Origin of the sequence: Desulfococcus sp. (assembly GCF_050178255.1) — a bacterium.
Classification (GTDB): Bacteria; Desulfobacterota; Desulfobacteria; order Desulfobacterales; family Desulfococcaceae; genus Desulfococcus; species Desulfococcus multivorans.
Genome location: NZ_JBFXGG010000001.1, coordinates 122,813 through 141,380, shown reverse-complemented (window position 1 = coordinate 141,380; position 18,568 = coordinate 122,813). Strand labels below are relative to the sequence as shown.

13 protein-coding genes are annotated in these 18,568 nt (G+C 59.2%); 1 reads left to right on the top strand and 12 read right to left on the bottom strand.

What is annotated here, in order from left to right; all coding sequences use genetic code 11:
* Positions 1-2: 2 nt before the first annotated feature.
* The 12 genes from AB7S84_RS00600 to galE form a co-directional block, all read right to left on the bottom strand.
* Positions 3-1,211 (bottom strand): argininosuccinate synthase, encoded by a 1,209-nt coding sequence (locus AB7S84_RS00600; RefSeq protein ID WP_020875127.1) that lies wholly within the window; start codon positions 1,209-1,211, stop codon positions 3-5.
* Positions 1,212-1,300: 89 nt separating this feature from the next.
* On the bottom strand, positions 1,301-2,485 hold the full coding sequence (locus tag AB7S84_RS00595; RefSeq protein ID WP_428152724.1) for an acetylornithine transaminase: 1,185 nt from the start codon (positions 2,483-2,485) through the stop codon (positions 1,301-1,303).
* Positions 2,482-3,357, bottom strand: coding sequence for an acetylglutamate kinase (gene argB, locus AB7S84_RS00590; RefSeq protein WP_428152723.1), 876 nt, complete (start codon positions 3,355-3,357; stop codon positions 2,482-2,484). The genes AB7S84_RS00595 and argB overlap by 4 nt, the downstream gene beginning before the upstream one ends.
* 7 nt (positions 3,358-3,364) lie before the next feature.
* Entirely contained in the window at positions 3,365-4,738 is a 1,374-nt protein-coding gene (gene hslU, locus AB7S84_RS00585; RefSeq protein WP_428152721.1) for an ATP-dependent protease ATPase subunit HslU, read from the bottom strand.
* Between the two features lie 70 nt (positions 4,739-4,808).
* The gene (gene hslV, locus AB7S84_RS00580; RefSeq protein WP_020875131.1) at positions 4,809-5,345 is read right to left on the bottom strand and encodes an ATP-dependent protease subunit HslV; all 537 of its coding nucleotides are present in this window, start codon (positions 5,343-5,345) and stop codon (positions 4,809-4,811) included.
* A gap of 61 nt (positions 5,346-5,406) precedes the next feature.
* Positions 5,407-6,327: a tyrosine recombinase XerC gene (locus tag AB7S84_RS00575; protein ID WP_428152718.1), complete on the bottom strand. Its 921-nt coding sequence runs from the start codon at positions 6,325-6,327 to the stop codon at positions 5,407-5,409.
* Entirely contained in the window at positions 6,327-6,923 is a 597-nt protein-coding gene (locus AB7S84_RS00570) for a 5' nucleotidase, NT5C type (RefSeq protein WP_428152716.1), read from the bottom strand. The genes AB7S84_RS00575 and AB7S84_RS00570 overlap by 1 nt, the downstream gene beginning before the upstream one ends.
* 3 nt (positions 6,924-6,926) lie before the next feature.
* Positions 6,927-7,253: a Rho termination factor N-terminal domain-containing protein gene (locus AB7S84_RS00565; RefSeq protein WP_428152714.1), complete on the bottom strand. Its 327-nt coding sequence runs from the start codon at positions 7,251-7,253 to the stop codon at positions 6,927-6,929.
* Between the two features lie 131 nt (positions 7,254-7,384).
* On the bottom strand, positions 7,385-8,110 hold the full coding sequence (locus AB7S84_RS00560; RefSeq protein WP_428152712.1) for a uracil-DNA glycosylase: 726 nt from the start codon (positions 8,108-8,110) through the stop codon (positions 7,385-7,387).
* Entirely contained in the window at positions 8,101-9,303 is a 1,203-nt protein-coding gene (coaBC, locus tag AB7S84_RS00555; RefSeq protein ID WP_428152710.1) for a bifunctional phosphopantothenoylcysteine decarboxylase/phosphopantothenate--cysteine ligase CoaBC, read from the bottom strand. Before coaBC ends, AB7S84_RS00560 begins: the two co-directional genes overlap by 10 nt.
* Before the next feature lie 21 nt (positions 9,304-9,324).
* On the bottom strand, positions 9,325-9,840 hold the full coding sequence (locus tag AB7S84_RS00550) for a hypothetical protein (RefSeq protein ID WP_428152708.1): 516 nt from the start codon (positions 9,838-9,840) through the stop codon (positions 9,325-9,327).
* A gap of 153 nt (positions 9,841-9,993) precedes the next feature.
* Positions 9,994-10,989 carry a UDP-glucose 4-epimerase GalE gene (galE, locus tag AB7S84_RS00545; protein ID WP_428152706.1) on the bottom strand — a complete coding sequence of 332 codons (996 nt, stop codon included), beginning with the start codon at positions 10,987-10,989 and terminating at the stop codon, positions 9,994-9,996.
* A 399-nt stretch (positions 10,990-11,388) separates the two neighbouring features.
* Here galE and AB7S84_RS00540 point away from each other — a divergent pair, with 399 nt between their 5' ends.
* A complete protein-coding gene (locus AB7S84_RS00540) occupies positions 11,389-18,516 on the top strand; it encodes a beta-ketoacyl synthase N-terminal-like domain-containing protein (RefSeq protein WP_428152704.1) in 7,128 nt (2,375 codons plus the stop codon).
* The last annotated feature ends 52 nt before the right edge of the window (positions 18,517-18,568 follow it).

The window sequence follows — 18,568 nt, the reverse complement described above, 5'->3', positions numbered from 1 at the left end:
CCTTACGCCTGTTTCCGATTCATTTCCCGGATGCGAAGCCTGAGGGCGTTAAGCTTGATGAATCCCTCGGCGTCCCCCTGCCGGTAAACCGTGTCATCCTCGAAGGTGGCAAAGGCCTCGCTGTAAAGTGAATAATCCGATTTTCTACCCAACACCGTGCAGTTTCCTTTGTAAAGCGACAGACGAACGACACCGGACACATTTCGCTGGCTCTCGTCGATCAGCTTCTGCATCAACTCCCGCTCCGGGGAAAACCAGAACCCGTTGTAGATCATCTCGGCGTATCGGGGCATGAGGCCGTCCCGCAGGTGCATGACCTCCCGGTCCATGGTGATGGATTCCATGGCCATGTGGGCCGCCCGAAGAATCGTGCCGCCGGGCGTTTCATAGACGCCCCGGGATTTCATCCCGACGAAACGGTTTTCGACGATATCCGCCCGCCCGATACCGTGCTTGCCGCCCAGGCGGTTCAATTCCCTGAACAGGGTCGCCGGCGACATGGCGCGGCCGTTGACGGCCGTCGGATCGCCCTGATCAAAGGTAATCTCGATCTCCTCGGCCGTATCGGGCGCATCCTTGGGCGACACCGTCAGGGTGAAAATATCTTCAGGCGGTGGCTGCCAGGGATCCTCGAGAATGCCGCCTTCGTAGCTGATGTGAAGCATGTTCCGGTCGGTGCTGTAAGGCTTTTTCCGAGTTGAGAGGACCTCGATGCCGAACTTTTCAGCAAACGCCATGAGGGCCGTCCGGGATGTCAAATCCCAGATTCGCCAGGGGGCGATGATTTTGATGTCGGGTTTCAGGGCATAGTAACCCAACTCGAAGCGGACCTGATCGTTGCCCTTCCCGGTAGCGCCGTGACTCACCGCGTCGGCCCCTTCGATATTGGCGATCTCGATCTGGCGTCTGGCGATAAGGGGTCTTGCAATAGAGGTTCCCAGCAGATATTGTCCTTCATAAACTACGTTGGCGCGAAAGGCCGGAAAAACGTAGTCCCGAATGAAGGGCTCCCTCAGATCGTCGATATAGACCTTTGAGGCGCCGGTCTTGAGGGCTTTTTCCTCGATGGTGTCGAGTTCCTCCTCCTGACCGATATCGGCTGAAAAAGCAATGACCTCACAATCATAGGTTTCGATCAGCCAACGTAAAATCACCGACGTGTCCAGTCCGCCCGAATACGCCAGTACGACTTTTTTCACTTGCTCCGTCATCTTTCTGAATTCCTTTTCTTCATAACCCCCATAGTCCTTGATATCGCTTTTCGGCTGCCGTCACGAAAACCGAAAATTGCGTTGAGCAGCTATTCCCGGCTCAGCAGTTCGTCCAGACAGTCGACAAGGGCATCCACAGCCGCTTTTTCGATGATCAGGGGCGGTGCAAACCGGAGGATGTTCTCCTGGATACAATTGACGAGGAATCCCCGTTTCAGACAGGCGGTCACCAGCGGGGCTCCGGGAACGCTGAGTTCCATCCCGATCATAAGGCCTTTGCCCCTGACGTCGACGATGACGGGGTGGCGATCCCTGAGATCCCTCAACCGCGAAAGAAAGTGACCGCCGGTTTCAACCGCCTTTTCGATGATCCCCTCCTCGGTCAGAATCCTCAACGTCTCGATCGCCGCCGCAGTAATGACCGGCGTGCCCCCAAAGGTGGTGGCGTGAGCCCCCGGCCCGAAGGCTTCGGCGACATCTTCACGGGCCAGCATGGCCCCGATGGGCAGACCGTTGGCGAGGGCCTTGGCCAGGCTCATGATGTCCGGCACGACGTTGAAATGCTCGTGGGCGAACAGCTTCCCGGTCCGGCCGATCCCGGTCTGGATCTCGTCGAAAATAAGAAGCGCCCCCGCATCATCGCACAACCGGCGGACCGCGGCCAGGTATCCGGAATCCGGTATACGGATGCCGCCCTCCCCCTGGATCGGCTCCAGGATAACGGCGCAGGTTTCATGATCGACCGCCTTTTCCATGGCGTCGATGTCATTGAACGGCACGAAATCAAAGCCGCCCAGAACCGGATGAAACCCCTTCTTGATCTTGTCCTGACCCGTGGCCGACAGGGTCGCCATGGTACGCCCGTGAAAGGATTTCTCGGCGCTCACGATGCGATGGCGCGCCTCCCCCTTCTCGTGAAAATAGCGCCGGGAGAGCTTGATGGCGGCTTCGTTCGCCTCGGCGCCGCTGTTGCAGAAAAAGACCCGATCGGCAAAGCTGTGGTCGACGAGCCAGGTCGCCAGCTCGGTTTGAGGTTGGGTGTAATAGAGGTTGGAGACGTGAAAAAGCCGTCCCGCCTGGTCGCACAAGGCCTTTGCGATCCGGGGGTGGGCATGGCCCAGATTGCACACGGCGATTCCCGCCACGAAATCGGTATAGGCTTTTCCATCGGCATCCCAAACCGTCGCCCCCTCGCCCCGTGTGATGACGATGGGCTGCCGGAGGTAGGTTTTGGCCAGCACCTTGTCCGCCTGCTTCATGATGTCCTGCATCATATAGTCACCTGCGTTCCAATACCGCTGTCGGTAAAGAGTTCCAGCAGGATGGCGTGCCGCTTCCTGCCGTTGATGATGTGGGTCTTCCCCACCCCGTTCCTGAGCGCGTCCAGGGCGCACTCGATCTTGGGAATCATGCCGCCTGAAATGCTCCCGTCGTGGATCATGCTTTCGATGGTCGGCGCGTCGATGGAGGAGATAAGGGCGCCCGTCGCGTCCAAAACCCCGTCGACGTCCGTCAGAAGAATGAATCGTCCGGCGCCCAGGGCCTGGGCGATCCTTCCCGCCACCAGGTCGGCGTTGATATTGTAGCTTTCCCCCCCGTCTCCGGCGCCCACCGGCGCGATAATCGGAATGAAGCCCTGTCGGGAAAGGGTATGGATGATCTCCGCATTCACCTCCACCACCTCTCCCACCAATCCGGGGTCAATGATCTCGGGAGGTTTGGTCTCGTCCTCCTGAAAAACGATGTGGAGCTTCTTCGCCCGGATCAATCGTCCGTCCTTTCCGGTGAGCCCGACGGCCTTGCCGCCCTGTTGATTGATCTGGGAGACGATGCTTTTATTGACCTTTCCGCCCAGGACCATCTCGACCACGTCCATGGTGGGCGCGTCGGTCAGGCGCATGCCGCGGACGAAGGTGGAGGTGATGCCCATCTTCTCCAGAACGCGATTGATTTGAGGGCCGCCGCCGTGAACCACCACCGGGTTGAGCCCGATAAACTTGAGCAGGGTGACATCCCTGGCAAAATCCGTTTTCAGCTGTTCATCCACCATGGCATGCCCCCCGTACTTGATGACGATGGTCATGCCGCTGAACCGGCGTATGTAAGGCAGTGCCTCGACAAGTATGTCCGCGACGTTCGTATTCATGCGCATCCTATAGAATGAATCGGCTCAAATCCTCGTCACCCTTGATGGGTCCCAGTTTTTTCGCAACATAGGCCCGATCGATGACGATCTTTTTCTCTGCCGTGTCCGGCGCGTCGAACAGGATGTCCTCCAGGAGACACTCCATCAACGTATGGAGTCTTCGGGCGCCGATATTTTCAGTAGCCGCGTTGACTTCCTCCGCATAGGCCGCGATTTCGGACACGGCGTCATCCTCGAACACCACGTCCACATTCTCGGTCCTGAGAAGGGCCATATACTGAAGAAGAAGCGCGTTCCGGGGCTCGGTCAGAATTCTGACGAACTCGGCCCTCCCGAGGGAATCCAGTTCGACGCGGATGGGGAACCGGCCCTGCATTTCAGGGATCAGGTCCGACGGTTTGATGGTATGAAAGGCCCCGGCCGCGATAAACAGGACGTGGTCGGTTTTGACCGGACCGTATTTGGTCATGACGGTGGAGCCTTCCACCAGCGGAAGCAAATCCCGTTGAACGCCTTCCCTGGACACATCCGGCCCGTGGCCGCCCTCTTTCCCCACAATCTTGTCGATCTCGTCCAGAAAGATGATCCCCGACTGCTCGACTTTTTCCACGGCCGTCCGGGTGACCTTGTCCATGTCGACCAGGTTCCGGGCTTCCTCCTGTGCGATCATCTCCATGGCCTCGGGCACCTTGACCTTCCGCCGCTTGGTGTTCCGGGGCAGGATGTTGTTGAACATGTCCTTGAAATTGATACCCATCTCTTCCATTCCCATGCTGGAAAAGACCTCGACCATGGGAATCGTCCGCTCGGTGACGTCAAGATCCACGAAGCGTTCGTCGAGTTTGCCCTGCCGCAGCATTTTCCGGAGTTTCTCCCGAGTGGAGGATGCCTGTATCCGTTCCGTGCCGACCACCTCGACGGTGCCGCCCTCGACGTCGTCCCCGCCCCGGAAGGTACGTTCACCGGATTTCGGCAGCAGAAGATCGAGAATCCGCTCCTCGGCCACGGCCATGGCCTTGTCCCTGACCGCCTCCTGTTCCCGGGATCTGAGATCCCCCACCGTCAGTTCAACCAGGTCCCGGATCATGGACTCCACATCACGGCCGACATAACCCACCTCCGTGAACTTGGACGCCTCGACCTTGTGAAACGGACTGTCCGTCAGCTTGGAAAGCCGCCTGGAAATTTCGGTTTTCCCCACGCCTGTAGGACCGATCAGGATAATGTTCTTGGGTGCGATCTCTTCAGCGAGATCGGGAGAGAGGCGCTGCCGCCGCCATCGATTTCTGAGGGCGATGGCCACTGATCTTTTGGCTTTACCCTGCCCGATAATGTATTTGTCAAGCTCTTTTACAATTTCAGACGGTTTTAAATCGCTCATATCCATCCGTTCCCGCTCGTTCGGCCCGGGGCGCCGCTATTTACGCGGAGCGCTCCACCAGAAACGGCGGTTATATCTCTTCCACGGTGATGACCGTGTTGGTATAAACACAAATCGAAGCGGCGATCTTCATGGCGACCTCGACGATCTCCCGCGCCTCCATATCGGTGTGGGACATCAACGCCCCGGCCGCCGCCTGGGCGGCCACCCCGCCGGACCCGATAGCCACGACGCCCTCATCGGGCTCGATGACGTCGCCGCTGCCGGAAATCAAAAAGGTTCGGGCATCGTCCGCAGCAATCATGAGGGCTTCGAGTCGTCTCAGGTATTTGTCGGTTCGCCAGTCCCGGGCCAGTTCGACAGCGCTGCGGGTGAGGTTGCCGTTGTACCGTTCCAGCTTCTTTTCGAGGCTTTCGGAAAGATTGAGGGCGTCTGCGGTGGCGCCGGCAAAACCGACGATGATCTTGTCGTTATAGACGCGCCGGACCTTTCTGGCCTGATGCTTGACGACGGTATTGCCCAGGGTCACCTGTCCGTCGCCCGCGACGGCCAGCCGCCCTTTTCGACGTACCGCCAGAATCGTCGTTCCGTGGAACGTTTCGGTCATTGCCCCTCCTTCCGATCAATTCGGTTTCGTCGGATTTGCCGTCTCATTTTCGGAACCGGCCTCACTTTCTTGGGTGGGCCTTGTCATAGGCCGCCGTCAGGGTATCGATGCTGATGTGGGTATACCGTTGGGTAGTGGACAGTTTCCGATGTCCCAACATCTCCTGAAGGGCCCTCAGATCGGCGCCGGCATCCAGCAGGTGGCTGGCGAATGAATGCCGCAGTCCATGGGGGGATACCGATCCGGCCAGTCCGCATTCGCACAGACGTCGTTCGAGGATCCGCCCCACTGAACGGGCTGTAAGCCTTCCGCCGGAGCAATTCAGGAACATGGGACCGTCCTGGTTCGGATCTATCCTTCTTTCTCGCCAAAGCGCCTCCCGATAAGCTCGGACAGCCGTCAGTGCCTTGCGGCCGATGGGAACCACCCGATCTTTTTCACCTTTGCCTGAAACCCTGACGAGTTTTTGGTCGACATCGATGTCGAACCAGTTCATGCCCACCAGCTCTGAAACACGAATACCGCAGGAATAGAGTGTTTCAAACATGGCACGATCCCGCTTGCCCGAAAGATCGCCGGTGCCGATGGTGTCGAGAAGCCGAAAGACGTCATCCACGGAGAGGCATGCGGGAATGGGCTTTTCCTGCTTGGGTGTCCGGACCTGCTCCGCAGGATTGCGCTCCACCACCCCCCGCCCCACAAGAAATCCGAAAAAAGAGCGCACCGCCGACAACTTTCGGGCGATGGTTTTTTTCGTGTTCTTCCCGTGGAGCGCTCCGAGATACCCTCTGACCACCTGGGGGGTGACCGCCGTCGGATCGACGCCGGCGTCCTCTCCGATCATCCCGTTTTCCGCCAGATAGGTGCAAAACGCTTCCACATCGTGACGGTAGGCCCGGCACGTATGTTCGGAGTACCCTTTTTCCACGCCGAGAAAGCGGATGAAGGCTTCGATCGGCATCGTCGGCAGGTCGGCAGGCATCAGAACGCGATCAGATCTTCCAGCGCCTGCCAGCTGTCCACCTCGATAAAGGGGTGGGCCTTCCGATTCCAGGGCTGCCTGAAGAGAATGGGTGTTATTCCCGCCCGTTCCAAATCGAAACAGGTTTCGAGGCGATCCTCGACAAAATAGCGCCTGCCGCGTTCCCGCAGCACATCGGCCTTGGCCTCAAAGGATCCGGTGGCGGTGATGTCCACACCGGAGGCCGATACGGACAGGGTCTTGAGCATCCACTGGTGGATGGGCTCGGGCGTCGGCCGGGCCGTTACGAAGCAAAGGGGGCCGAAGGTGCTCTCCAACCTTGTCAAAACCTCGGGAGCGCCCCGAAGCGGCCTCAAGCCCTCATCCCGGCTGCCGTCCAGCAGCTTTTCGATGATCTCTCCGATAACCGCCGTCGATATATCCAGACAATCCTCGAGCATGTAATGGGTGATATCGTTATAGGCAATGTGGGTGATGGCATAATCTTCTCGCGCGATGTCGATAAACAGCCGCATGGTATCGGCCACCACGCCGTCGATATCGAAGGCCAGGGATGCGGGATCGATCACCCGCGCCTCAAATCCGGTTCCATACATTCGTTACGCCACCCTGCGGGTTTTCTTCTTGAGCCGGATCATCCGTTTGCGATAGATTCCGGCCATCCGTTCATCCTGGGACGCCTGGGCCGATTCGCGCTTGGCCTTCAACTCCCGGATCTTCTTTTTCAGTTCCCGGACCCCGGTGTCCGTTTTCTTCCGGGTCGGCTCCTCAATGCCCCGGGCCTTGCGAATCTCGGAGATGAGTTCCTCCTTGTTCATGCCGTGGGCACCTGTTACGCCGTCAGTGTTCATGGCCAGTTCACGAAGTTCCTTGGATGTCATTTTCTCCAGGGGTTTTTCCTTGGTTTCTTTTTTTTTGTTGCCCATACAATAAAACTCCTTTCAAGTGGTCGTTTTGAGGACTCGGTGCAAAAAAGCACAAGCGGAGGTCGCCCCCCGCCCATTGTTTCATTCCAAAAGTGAGATTTTTAAACCATTTTTTCAAGTCATGTCAAGGACTAAATCAGCGCCATCACCTTCAGGATCATCTTTATGTCCTCCCAGGTTTCTCGTTTCCTCTCGGGATAACGCAAAAGATAGGCGGGATGGTACGTCGGCATCACCCGTATTCCCCGATAATCGTGAAACCGCCCTCTCAACCGGGAGATGGGGGCGTCTATTTTCAGAAGAGAGCGGGTGGCCGTAGCGCCGAGAGTGCAGATGACATCGGGAGAGACGGCCGCGATCTGGCGTTCCAGAAAAGGCACGCAGCATTCAATCTCTTCGGGAAGAGGTGTCCTGTTGGCCGGCGGACGGCACTTGACGATATTACAGATGTAAACCGATTCCCGGACGAGCTTCATGGCATCGATAATCCGGTCAAGGAGCCGGCCGGCCCGCCCTACGAAAGGTTCACCGGACAAATCTTCATCCTCGCCGGGTCCTTCCCCCACGAACACCAGGCGGGCTCGGGGATCGCCCGCCCCGAAGACGATGTTGGTTCGATATCGACAAAGTCCGCAGCGCCGACAGTCGCCCAGGTCGGTCCGGATCTCTTCCAGGGTTTCCCCCGGCAAAATCGGATCTGAGCCCAATTTGCCCAATTGATCGAGTCGCCTCTTGTCGATGGCGGTATCGAATCCGTTGCAACCGCATGCAGCCATAAACCGCAACGTGTTGCGAAAATTGGCGATGAGGCGTGAGAATTCCTCTCCCGGCGCGACCTGTGGACCGTCTAAAGGCATCGTTCGCGCACCCGATCGAGAATGATGTGCGCCACGGCGTCCTTGTCCATCTCCGCCAGGGGCTCGCAGCTTCCGTCTCGATAAAAAAGCGTCACCCGGTTGGTGTCGCTTCCAAACCCCGATGCGGGATGGCCCACCAGATTGCCGACGATCATGTCCAGATTCTTCCGAACGAGCTTCTCCCGGGCATTTTCTTTCAGATCACGTGTTTCCGCGGCGAATCCGACAAGAATCTGATGGGTTTTCCGCTCCCCCAACGACTTGAGAATATCCTCGTTTCTGGTCAGGGTGAGCACCAGCTGGTCCGCTGTTTTCTTGATCTTGTGCGCCGCGGTCTCAACGGCGCGATAATCCCCGACGGCGGCGCTCTTGATGATGATATCCGCGTCCTTCATGTGGTCGAAAACGGCAAGGGCCATCTCTCCGGCCGTCCGGACCCTGACGGTCTTGACGTTGGCAGGGTCGGGCAGCGCCGTGGGACCGCTGACCAGCACGACATCGGCCCCCCGATATTCGGCGGCACGAGCCAGAGCATACCCCATCTTTCCAGAGGATGGATTGCTGATGAAGCGAACCGGATCGATGGGCTCACGGGTCGGCCCGGCCGTCACCAGAACCGTCTTTCCCGCCAGATCCTTTCGGGTCAGAAGGGCCGTCAGTCGGTCCAATATCTGCGCCGGTTCAGGTAAACGTCCCGGACCTACGGTCCTGCAGGCCAGCTCACCGGCCCCCGGTTCCAGAACCAGATGACCGTCTGATTTCAGACACTCGAGATTCCGCTGCACCGACGGATTCAGATACATGTCCGAATTCATGGACGGACAAATCACCATCGGGCACGTCACTGCCAGAAGAAAAGTGCTGAGGGCGTCGTCGGCGAACCCATGCGCATATTTCGCAACCATGTTGGCGGTCGCCGGCGCTATCACGACGCCCTGGGCGTCCTGAGCCCATTCGATATGGCGAATGGAGGCGTCGGGATCGCTTCTGTCAAAAAGATCGGTACAAACCCGCTTTCCGGAGAGGGCTTCGAAGGTCATCGGCCCGACAAACCGGGTCGCATTTCGAGTCATCATCACCCTCACGTCGGCGCCGCTTTTGGTGAGCAGACGAAGCAGTTCCACGCTCTTGTAGGCCGCGATGCCGCCCGAGACGCCAAGCACGATGCGTACGCCGTGGATGGACGTTTTCATCCCGTTGAAATACCTCCGAATTCAGTTGGTCGGGAAAGCCCCCTCCGGCAACGGCGATGTATCGAAGCCCGAGGACGGGTTTTGAATATTGAGAACGGACGGCAACACCGAGATCTCGGCCTTGGACTGCCAGGCTCCCTCTGATATGGCGATGACACACCAGCGGGTCTCCTTCAGAAAGAGAAGAATCGTCTTGGCGGTAGATACCGATCCGGTCAGTTTCCAATTGTCTTTGGCCATATTCTCTTTGAAAAAAGCGACCAGAGATCCCCGATCGACCCTTCCTTTGAAAACCATCATGCCTGCCGCAAATCCGCGGGACTGAAAAGTCGAGGAAGCGTCCCGATCCGGTTTGAGCTCCCCTGGAATCAGAATATCGTTGAATCCGTCATAGTAAAGGGGCGCCGGACCCGCCGCGGCCGGACTGCCGGCAGCGTCGTTGCCCTTCAGACTCGAACACCCGGCCAGCCCGCATAACAGGAACAGGAACATCACACCGGTCAAGGCATTTTTGCGGAATCCACCATGGTTCATCATCTTGTTTCCTTCCTTATCATTTATGACGTTATCAGGGGATGAAACTGCAAGCGCGCGGGTCAAGGCGCTTTCAGCCGTTTATACGTTAACGTTTCAATACCGGCCCGTAGCATAGGGGACGATTTATGATGATTCCCACAGCCGGCATGCAGGCTATTCGGGATATCCGTCAGGATAGCGCCGGTGCCAGTTCCAGGCGGTCTCGATGATGGCGTCAAGATCGGAATACTGCGGACGCCAACCCAACTCTCGTATCGCTTTTTCCGAAGACCCGATCAGTACCGGTACGTCTCCAGGTCGACGCTCCTCGAACCGGACGGGGATGCTCGCCTGCGTAATCCCTCGGGTTCGTTCGATGACCTCCCGAACCGTAGCGCCGTCGCCGTTTCCAAGGTTGTATTTTCCGCCGGGACCGCCGGCCAACAGTCTTTCGAGTGCCAGAAGATGGGCCTGAGCCAGATCCTCCACATGAATGTAGTCCCGGACGCATGTGCCGTCCCGGGTCGGATAATCATCGCCGTACACGCTTAAAAAATCCCGTTGCCCCAAAGCGGTTTTGATAATAATGGGAATCAGATGGGTTTCCGGCCGATGATCCTCCCCCAGATGACCGTCGGGGTCCGCACCGGCGGCATTGAAATATCGAAGGCAGACGGCGCGAAGCCCGTAGGCTGCTTCGACGTCGTCCAGGATCTGTTCAACCATCCATTTGGTTCGGCCGTAGGGGGTGATGGGGTGCTGAACGTGATCTTCCGACATGGGCGTTCCGTCGGAAACGCCGTAGGTCGCACAGGAGGAGGAAAAAATCAACCGATTCACCCCATGGCGGACCATGCCCTGGAGAAGATTGATGGTATTGGCGACGTTGTTTCCATAATACTTCAGAGGGATATCCACCGATTCAGGAACGCAGGTGTATGCAGCGAAATGAAGTACCCCCTTGATGTCGTATTCGGAAAAAACACGATCCAGCGTTTCGGGGTCGCCAATGTCGCCTTGAATAAAGGGCCCCCACTGAACCGCCGCCCGATGCCCGCAGACCAGATTATCGAGAACGATCGGCCTGTATCCTCGCCGCCAGAGGTATTTGCACATGTGGGAACCGATATATCCCGCACCGCCCACAACCAGAATTTCGTTGTCTGCCATAACCGCCTCCGCATCGGAACCGGACGTCTGAAGCAAAGGGTGTCGGTTGAAACCATCCGCAGCGGGTTCCGAAGGATGAAATTCTTATAATTATATATGACATCCGTATCGGTGTCAATAAACGACTCGACTCAGTTCGCGATGTTGACGGGAAGAAGGCTGATTTCGCCGGAACCATAAAAAATATTGACGAAAACAGCCGGGAATGGTTTATAGGTGCCGATTTGGATTACCGTCACCTGAAAGGAATTTGTGAATGGGCCTATTCAATTATAGGGAAATGCCGCTGACGCCCGCATGCCGTTCCCCTTTCGGCCGTCAAGCCGTCTGAGATTGGTTTCGTCCACCGTTTTTTCGCGTGCATTGCCGCATCAACCCCAAAGAACAGCATGACATCCTATGACTGAAAGAACTCCCATCGCCGTAGTTGGGATCGGCGGCGTATTTCCCGGTGCCGTCGATCTGGACGCTTTCTGGCACAACATCGCTAACGGATTGGAATCGATTCGAAAGATTCCCGAACACCGTTGGCCCGTCGCGCCGGCCAAGGTCGTCGCCCCGATTCCGGCGCCGGACATGGCGCTGTCCATTCGGGCCGGCATCGTAGACGCCTTTGAGCCCGATGCCGAGGCCTGGGGTCTCGATCCACTGCTGGCGGCGGATCTCGATCCCCTCTACCATCTGGTCCTCAGGGCCGGCCATGCGGCCTATTCCGACTGCGGAGGGAAGGCTTCGGATTCCGCCCGCACAGGAGTGATCCTCGCCGCCATTGCATTGCCCACCGATGCTGCTTCCCGAATCGCTCAGGAAATTTTCGGCCGGGATCTGGCCGAACGATGCCTGAAGGAAACTTTCGGCAATGCCGTTGTTCCACCGTTCCGCACACTGAACCGGCGTCAATGCCTGGCCGCCCGTGTCACGTCCCTCCCGGGAGCCCTTCTGGCGCGTTCACTGGGACTGGGCGGCGGCAGCTGCACCCTCGATGCCGCCTGCGCATCGTCCATCTATGCCGTCAAACTGGCCTGCGACGCCCTCGAGTCGCGACGAATGGATGCCGTACTGACGGGGGGCGTCTCTCGGCCGGACAATCTTTACACCCAAATCGGTTTCAGCCAGCTGCGCGCCCTCTCACCTTCGGGTCGATGCGCCCCCTTCGATGCCGGCGCAGACGGTCTCGTGGTCGGGGAAGGGGCAGGCATGCTGATGCTGAAACGGCTGGACGACGCCGTGGCTCAGGGCGACAGGATCTATGCCGTTATCCGGGGTATCGGGCTCTCCAACGACATGCGGGGCAACCTGCTTGCACCTGACACCGAAGGACAGTTGCGGGCCATGCAGGCAGCGTATGCGGCAGCGGAGTGGTCGCCGTCGGCGGTGGATCACATCGAGTGTCACGGTGCGGGAACGCCTTTAGGGGACCGCGTCGAGTTGACCAGCCTGAGGGCTTTGTGGAAAGGCACCCGATGGTCCCGAGGCATATGCGCCATCGGGTCGATCAAATCGATGATCGGGCACCTGCTTACCGCAGCCGGAGCCGCGGGAATGCTCAAAACCCTTCTGGCGATGAAGCACGCGACACTGCCGCCTTCCCTTCATTTTACCCGAGCGGCCGACGGAAGCCCCCTTGAAGGCGGCCCCTTTCGGGTGCAGACCGAGGCCCAGCCATGGGAACCCCGGGAAGATGGGCAACCGCGCCGTGCTGCCGTCAGCGCCTTCGGCTTCGGCGGGATCAATGGACACCTTCTGTTCGAGGAATACCATCCCGTTGCCACCGCCCGACCCAAACCAAACCGGTCCTCCGCCGTGGCGGACACACCGCCGCCCGAGATCGCCATCGTCGGAATGGCGGTCCATATCGGCCCCCTCGAGACCCTGAAAGCTTTTCAGGAAGCGGTTTTCAGGGGCGAGCCCGCTTGTCGGAAACGTCCGACAGGGCGTTTCAAAGGCGCGGACGATGTAGCCGCGGATCACCTGGCGGGACAAGGGGACCACGGGGCTTATCTCGAAAATTTTGCCGTCAATGTCGGCGCGTTCCGCATTCCGCCCAAGGAGATCCCGGACATCCTGACGCAGCAACTCCTGATGCTGAAAACAGCGTCGGACGCCCTCGAAGATGCTCGAATCTCTCTCGGTGGCGAACATCCCCGTGCAGGGGCCGCCATCGGCATGGAATTCGACATGGAAGACACCGACTTCCACACGCGATGGCAGATGATCCATCAGGAAGAGGCCCTCAGGGACGCCCTTCGTCAAAGCCTTCCGGATCTGGACGAGGCATCGGCGTCCCAGTGGCTGACAGCGCTTCAAGACGCCCTCTCCCGCCCCCTCACCGCCACCAGGGTGGTGGGATCCCTGGGGGGCATCGTCGCCAGCCGTGTGGCCCGGGAATTCCGGTTCGGTGGTCCGAGCCACGTGGTTTCCTGCGGAGCGGCATCGGGTCTTCGCGCTCTCGACATCGGGATCCGATCCCTTCAGCGGATGGAAACAGACACCTTCCTGGCTGGGGCGGTGGAACTCACCGGGGACGTCCGCAACATGGTGATCGCCTCGAAAATTCGCCCCTTCAGTACCGGCGATACGGTCCGGCCCTTCGACATTGATGCCGACGGGACCCTCCCCGGAGAAGGCGCCGTGGCGCTGGTTCTCAAACGGCGCGATCAGGCAGTCGCCGACGGCGATCGGATCTATGCCGTCGTCAAAGGTCTCGGAGGCGCCTCGGCAGACGGCGAAGATCCCAAGGCCATGAAGGCGGCTTACGCCCGCTCCCTGAGGCGGGCGCTGAATGACGCCGGCATTCCGGCGGGCTCGGTCGGTTACGTGGAAGCGCACGGCAGCGGGAACCCCGATGAGGATCGGATCGAAACCGAAGCGCTCCACGAGGTATTCAATGATGAAACGAACCGTCCCGCCGTGGGATCCCTGAAATCTCTGGTCGGCGATACGGGCGCGGTGTCGGGCCTGGCATCTGTGGTCAAGACCGCTCTGTCCCTCTACCACGACATCATACCGCCGCTCAGCGGTTTTACGGCGCCCGCCCACGAGGCCTGGCTGTCAGAGAGATTTCACATCCCCATCCAGCCCCAGTTCTGGATCCGGGACCGAAAGGACGGTCCTCGTCGGGCCGCCGTCTCTTCCATGACGACGGACGGCAACACGGTTCACGCCGTTCTGGAAGCCGTTGACGGGTCTCTCCCCGAAAAAATTTCCGTCCGGAACGATCGGGAGCGACAGCGCCCCCTGGGGCTTGAAGGCCCGGGGCTGTTTGTCGTGGAAGGCCAAGACCCTGAAACCCTTCTTGAAGGACTCGACCGTCTGGATCGCCACTCCCGAAATGACGCCGCGACGATGGCGGCATCCGCGGCCGCATGGTTCCGTGAGCGCCGCCCCGTTGCCCCGGGACAGCCCATGGCCGCAGCCGTCGTCGCCCACACCCCCGATGCTCTCCGCCATTGGGTCGACGAATGTCGAAGCGCCGTCCGATCTCGAACACCCCGGAAGATCATCGGATCGAACGGTGTGGCTTTTTTCCCCGAACCGATGGGACCGGAAGGCCGGATCGCCTATGTCTACCCCGGATCGGGGAACCATTATCTTGGCATGGGCAGGGGCGTCGGCGTTCAGTGGCCTGAAATCCTGAGGGAGATGGACCGGGAGACCCAGGCACTCAAAACCCAGATGTTCCCCGGATGCTATATACCGTTTCGTGTCTCGTGGGAGAATGGATGGGAAGCGGCGGCACACCGCAAGATTGTCTCCGACCCCCATCACATGATTTTCGGTCAGGTGGTGCACGGCGGCATGATGACTCGTCTGGCGGGTCGCTTCGGACTCAGGCCCGATGCGGTGATCGGCTACAGCCTCGGAGAGTCGGCCGGCCTGTTCGCCACGGGAGCATGGCCTGAACGGGGCGAGATGCTGAGGCGAATGCAGGAGACTTCCCTTTTCAAGACCGACCTGGCCGGCCCCTGCAATGCCGCCAGAAGCGCCTGGCACCTTCCGGAAGATCAGGCGGTGGACTGGCGAGTCGCCGTCGTAAACCGGAGGGCGGCCGAAGTCCGGGACGCTCTTCCCCGTTGGCCCTTGGCGCGGCTGTTGATCGTGAACACGCCTTCTGAATGCGTCATCGGCGGCAACGGCGATCACGTCGCCGGCATTATCCGGACCCTCAACTGCGAAGCTGTATACCTGGAAGGCGTGGTCACCGTTCACTGCGACGCCGTTGTTCCCGTCGCGGAGGCATACCGGGAGCTTCACCGATTCCCCACATCGCCCCCTCCCGACATTCAGTATTACAGTTGCGCTCTGGGTCGGGTCCAGGCGATGACCGAAGCATCGGCGGCTGAAGACATCCTCGCCCAGGCCGTTGCAGGATTCGATTTCCCGGCGACGATAGAACAAGCCTATGCCGACGGTATACGGCTTTTCATCGAAATGGGACCCCAGTCCTCCTGCAAGCGAATGATCGGCCAGATCCTTCAGGGGAAACCCCATTCAGCCGTTTCCATCTGCGAACGCAGGGAAGACGACACCCTTACGGTTCTCAAGTTTCTGGGAACGCTCGCCGCCGAGCGGGTATCGCTGGATCTTGAACCGCTTTACGGCGAGGCGGCCTTTTCCGAAGCGCCGATAGAAATCCATAGCCCTCAAGATCGGGGTCTCGGAACCATCCAAAGAATCGTCGGGGGAGGAACTCCGAAATCGTTACCGGCCCATCCCCTTCCGATCCGCCCTTCCGCACTTCCGGAGCCGTCCGGAGCACCCTCGGAAAAATCGTCTCACCGAGGTGACGGTGTTGCCGGTTCGGCGGCAGCCCAACGCCTCCCTCTCCACCCGCCGGTGCCGGAAAGGATACCTCATGGCGACGTCGGCACGAAGACCATCCAAGCCGTCGAAAAGCATCCGCCGGCGCCGCACTGTTTCGCCGGCGCCGAGCGCCCGCCCTTCTCCCGATTTCTCGCCGCAGTGACCGACAACATCGCCGCCACGGCCGAAGCCCATAAGGCATTCCTCGACTTTTCCGACGCCCTGACCCGAAATTACGGCAAGAGCTTTGCTATCCAGGTTCGTCTTCTCGAGGAAATGACAACCGTCGAAGGAGATCTTTCCTCGAGGGCTCAAACACCAAGGGAGGCCCGGGGCACCGCGCAAGTCGGCGACCCGCAGCCGGCGTATTCCCGGGAGATGTGCATGGAATTCGCCGTCGGCTCCGCAGCCCGCGTGTTGGGGCCCGAATTCGCCGTAGTGGACACCTATCCGGTACGGGTTCGACTTCCGGATACCCCCCTCATGCTGGTGGATCGGATCCTTTCGATCGAGGGTCGGAAGGGCGGATTGGGCTCGGGGCGAATCGTCACCGAACACGACGTCCTCCCCGATGCCTGGTATCTCGACGGAGATCGGGCACCTACATGTATTTCCGTGGAAGCGGGTCAGGCCGATCTTTTTCTGTCAGCCTACCTGGGTATCGACCTCCGGGTGAAAGGAGAACGCGCCTACCGCCTGCTCGACGCCAAGGCCACCTTTCATCGGGGGTTACCCCGACCGGGCGAGGTCATCCGGTATGACATCCATATCGACAAGTTTGTCCGGCAAGGCAAAACCTATATGTTCTTCTTCCGCTTCGAGGGGTTCATCGGCGCCGAACATCTTATCACCATGCGGGACGGCTGTGCCGGATTCTTCACCGAAGCCGAGGTTCGCAATTCCGGCGGCATCATCCGACAAGAGACCGGAACAGCCCCGCAACCGGGCAGCAAAGACTTCACCGAACTGGTGCCCATGGTGGTCGAACAATATGACGATTCAGCGGTGGACGCCCTTCGTCAGGGCGATCCGGCCCGTTGCTTCGGTACAGCCTTCAACGGCGTGACGCTGCCTGCCGGCGTCCGGCTGCCCGGAGGACTTATGCGTCTCGTCCATCGTGTCGTCGGACTGGAACCCGGAGGCGGTCGGTATGGGCTGGGCATCATTCGGGCGGAGGCCGACGTCCGACCCGACGACTGGTTTCTTACCTGCCATTTCACCGATGATATGGTCATGCCGGGGACCCTGATGTACGAATGCTGCATGCACACCCTCAGAATCTTCCTCCAACGAATGGGATGGATATCGGAAAACCCCGAGGCCCGTTATGAACCGGTCCCCGGCAAAGAAAGTATTCTCAGGTGCCGGGGTCCCGTTACTCCCGCGACACGAAAGGTGCTTTACGAGGTTGAAATCGCCGCGCTCGGTTACGATCCGGAGCCCTATGCATTGGCCGATGCCATGATGTATGCCGACGGCCGACCCATCGTCCGTTTCGAGAACATGTCCATGAAATTGTCGGGAGAAACCCGCGAAAACTTAACGTCTTTCTGGAAGTACCGTTCCACGGGCCATTCCGTGCAGGCCGTCGTGTTCACCCGGGAGCAGCTCATGGCCTTTTGCACGGGAAAGCCGTCGGATGCTTTCGGTGAACCCTACCGGATCTTTGACCGGGAAAGAAAGCTCGCCCGTCTCCCCCGACCCCCATATCTGTTTATGGATCGCGTCGTCAAATGCGACCCTGAACCCTGGGTGCTCAAGCCGGATGGATGGATCGAAGCCGAATACCGTTTTTCCCCGGAAGACTGGTATTTCAAAGCGGATCGGAGCGGTATTCTCCCCTTCTGCATCCTGTTGGAGATCGCGCTCCAGCCCTGCGGCTGGCTCGCCGCCTACATGGGTTCCGCCCTCCAAAGCGATCAGGACCTCAAATTTCGAAACCTGGGCGGTACCGCCGTCATACACCGGAATGTCCCGAGAGGAGCCGGTCTCTTGACCATGCGGGCTCGGTTGACCCGGTCTTCCACGGCCGGGGGCATGATTATCGAGCATTTCGACCTGGCGGTATTGAGCGACGAAGCACCCGTTTACACCGGAACCACCTATTTCGGTTTTTTCACGGAAGCCGCTCTGGCGGAGCAGGCCGGCATCCAGGGAGCCGCCGCCTCGGCTTATCAACCCACCCTGGAGGAGATCAGCTGCGGAGAATCCCATGCTTTCAGCGTCGAAAGGCCGCTGTCGCCGGAAGATACGATCATCGACCCCTCGCCGTCGCCGGCCCTTCCCGCGAAGGCCCTCAGTATGATCGACGCCGTCGAGCTCTGGGCTCCCGACGGCGGGCCCTTTGGTCTGGGGTTCATTCGCGGCGTGAAGACCGTCGATCCGGGCGAGTGGTTTTTCCAGGCCCATTTTTACCAGGATCCGGTATGCCCGGGATCCCTGGGCGTCGAATCCTTCATACAACTGATTAAGTTCGCAGCAATCCGGCGCTGGCCGAACCTCCGGGGAACTCACCGTTTCGAGCTGCTCACGGGTCAGACCCATCAGTGGATTTATCGCGGCCAGATTCTTCAGACCCACCAGAGAATCGAGGTGGACGCCGTGATCACCAAGGTGACGGAAGGGGATACGCCGACCATACAGGCAAACGGATTTATAAAGGTTGACGGTTTGTTTATCTATCGGCTGGACAATTTCGGGCTGAAACTGATGCCCATCGACTGATACATTCGTAACGATCAATTCATACGGTTCCGCAACACGTTCGATCAAGAAG

Excerpts from the sequence above, each read along its gene's own strand:
- hslU (WP_428152721.1), bottom strand. The coding sequence starts at position 4,738 with ATGAGCGATTTAAAACCGTCTGAAATTGTAAAAGAGCTTGACAAATAC.
- AB7S84_RS00600 (WP_020875127.1), bottom strand. The coding sequence starts at position 1,211 with ATGACGGAGCAAGTGAAAAAAGTCGTACTGGCGTATTCGGGCGGACTG.
- AB7S84_RS00540 (WP_428152704.1), top strand. The coding sequence starts at position 11,389 with ATGACTGAAAGAACTCCCATCGCCGTAGTTGGGATCGGCGGCGTATTT.
- AB7S84_RS00575 (WP_428152718.1), bottom strand. The coding sequence starts at position 6,327 with ATGCCTGCCGACCTGCCGACGATGCCGATCGAAGCCTTCATCCGCTTT.
- argB (WP_428152723.1), bottom strand. The coding sequence starts at position 3,357 with ATGAATACGAACGTCGCGGACATACTTGTCGAGGCACTGCCTTACATA.
- AB7S84_RS00560 (WP_428152712.1), bottom strand. The coding sequence starts at position 8,110 with ATGCCTTTAGACGGTCCACAGGTCGCGCCGGGAGAGGAATTCTCACGC.
- AB7S84_RS00550 (WP_428152708.1), bottom strand. The coding sequence starts at position 9,840 with ATGATGAACCATGGTGGATTCCGCAAAAATGCCTTGACCGGTGTGATG.
- AB7S84_RS00595 (WP_428152724.1), bottom strand. The coding sequence starts at position 2,485 with ATGATGCAGGACATCATGAAGCAGGCGGACAAGGTGCTGGCCAAAACC.
- hslV (WP_020875131.1), bottom strand. The coding sequence starts at position 5,345 with ATGACCGAAACGTTCCACGGAACGACGATTCTGGCGGTACGTCGAAAA.
- AB7S84_RS00570 (WP_428152716.1), bottom strand. The coding sequence starts at position 6,923 with ATGTATGGAACCGGATTTGAGGCGCGGGTGATCGATCCCGCATCCCTG.
- coaBC (WP_428152710.1), bottom strand. The coding sequence starts at position 9,303 with ATGAAAACGTCCATCCACGGCGTACGCATCGTGCTTGGCGTCTCGGGC.
- galE (WP_428152706.1), bottom strand. The coding sequence starts at position 10,989 with ATGGCAGACAACGAAATTCTGGTTGTGGGCGGTGCGGGATATATCGGT.
- AB7S84_RS00565 (WP_428152714.1), bottom strand. The coding sequence starts at position 7,253 with ATGGGCAACAAAAAAAAAGAAACCAAGGAAAAACCCCTGGAGAAAATG.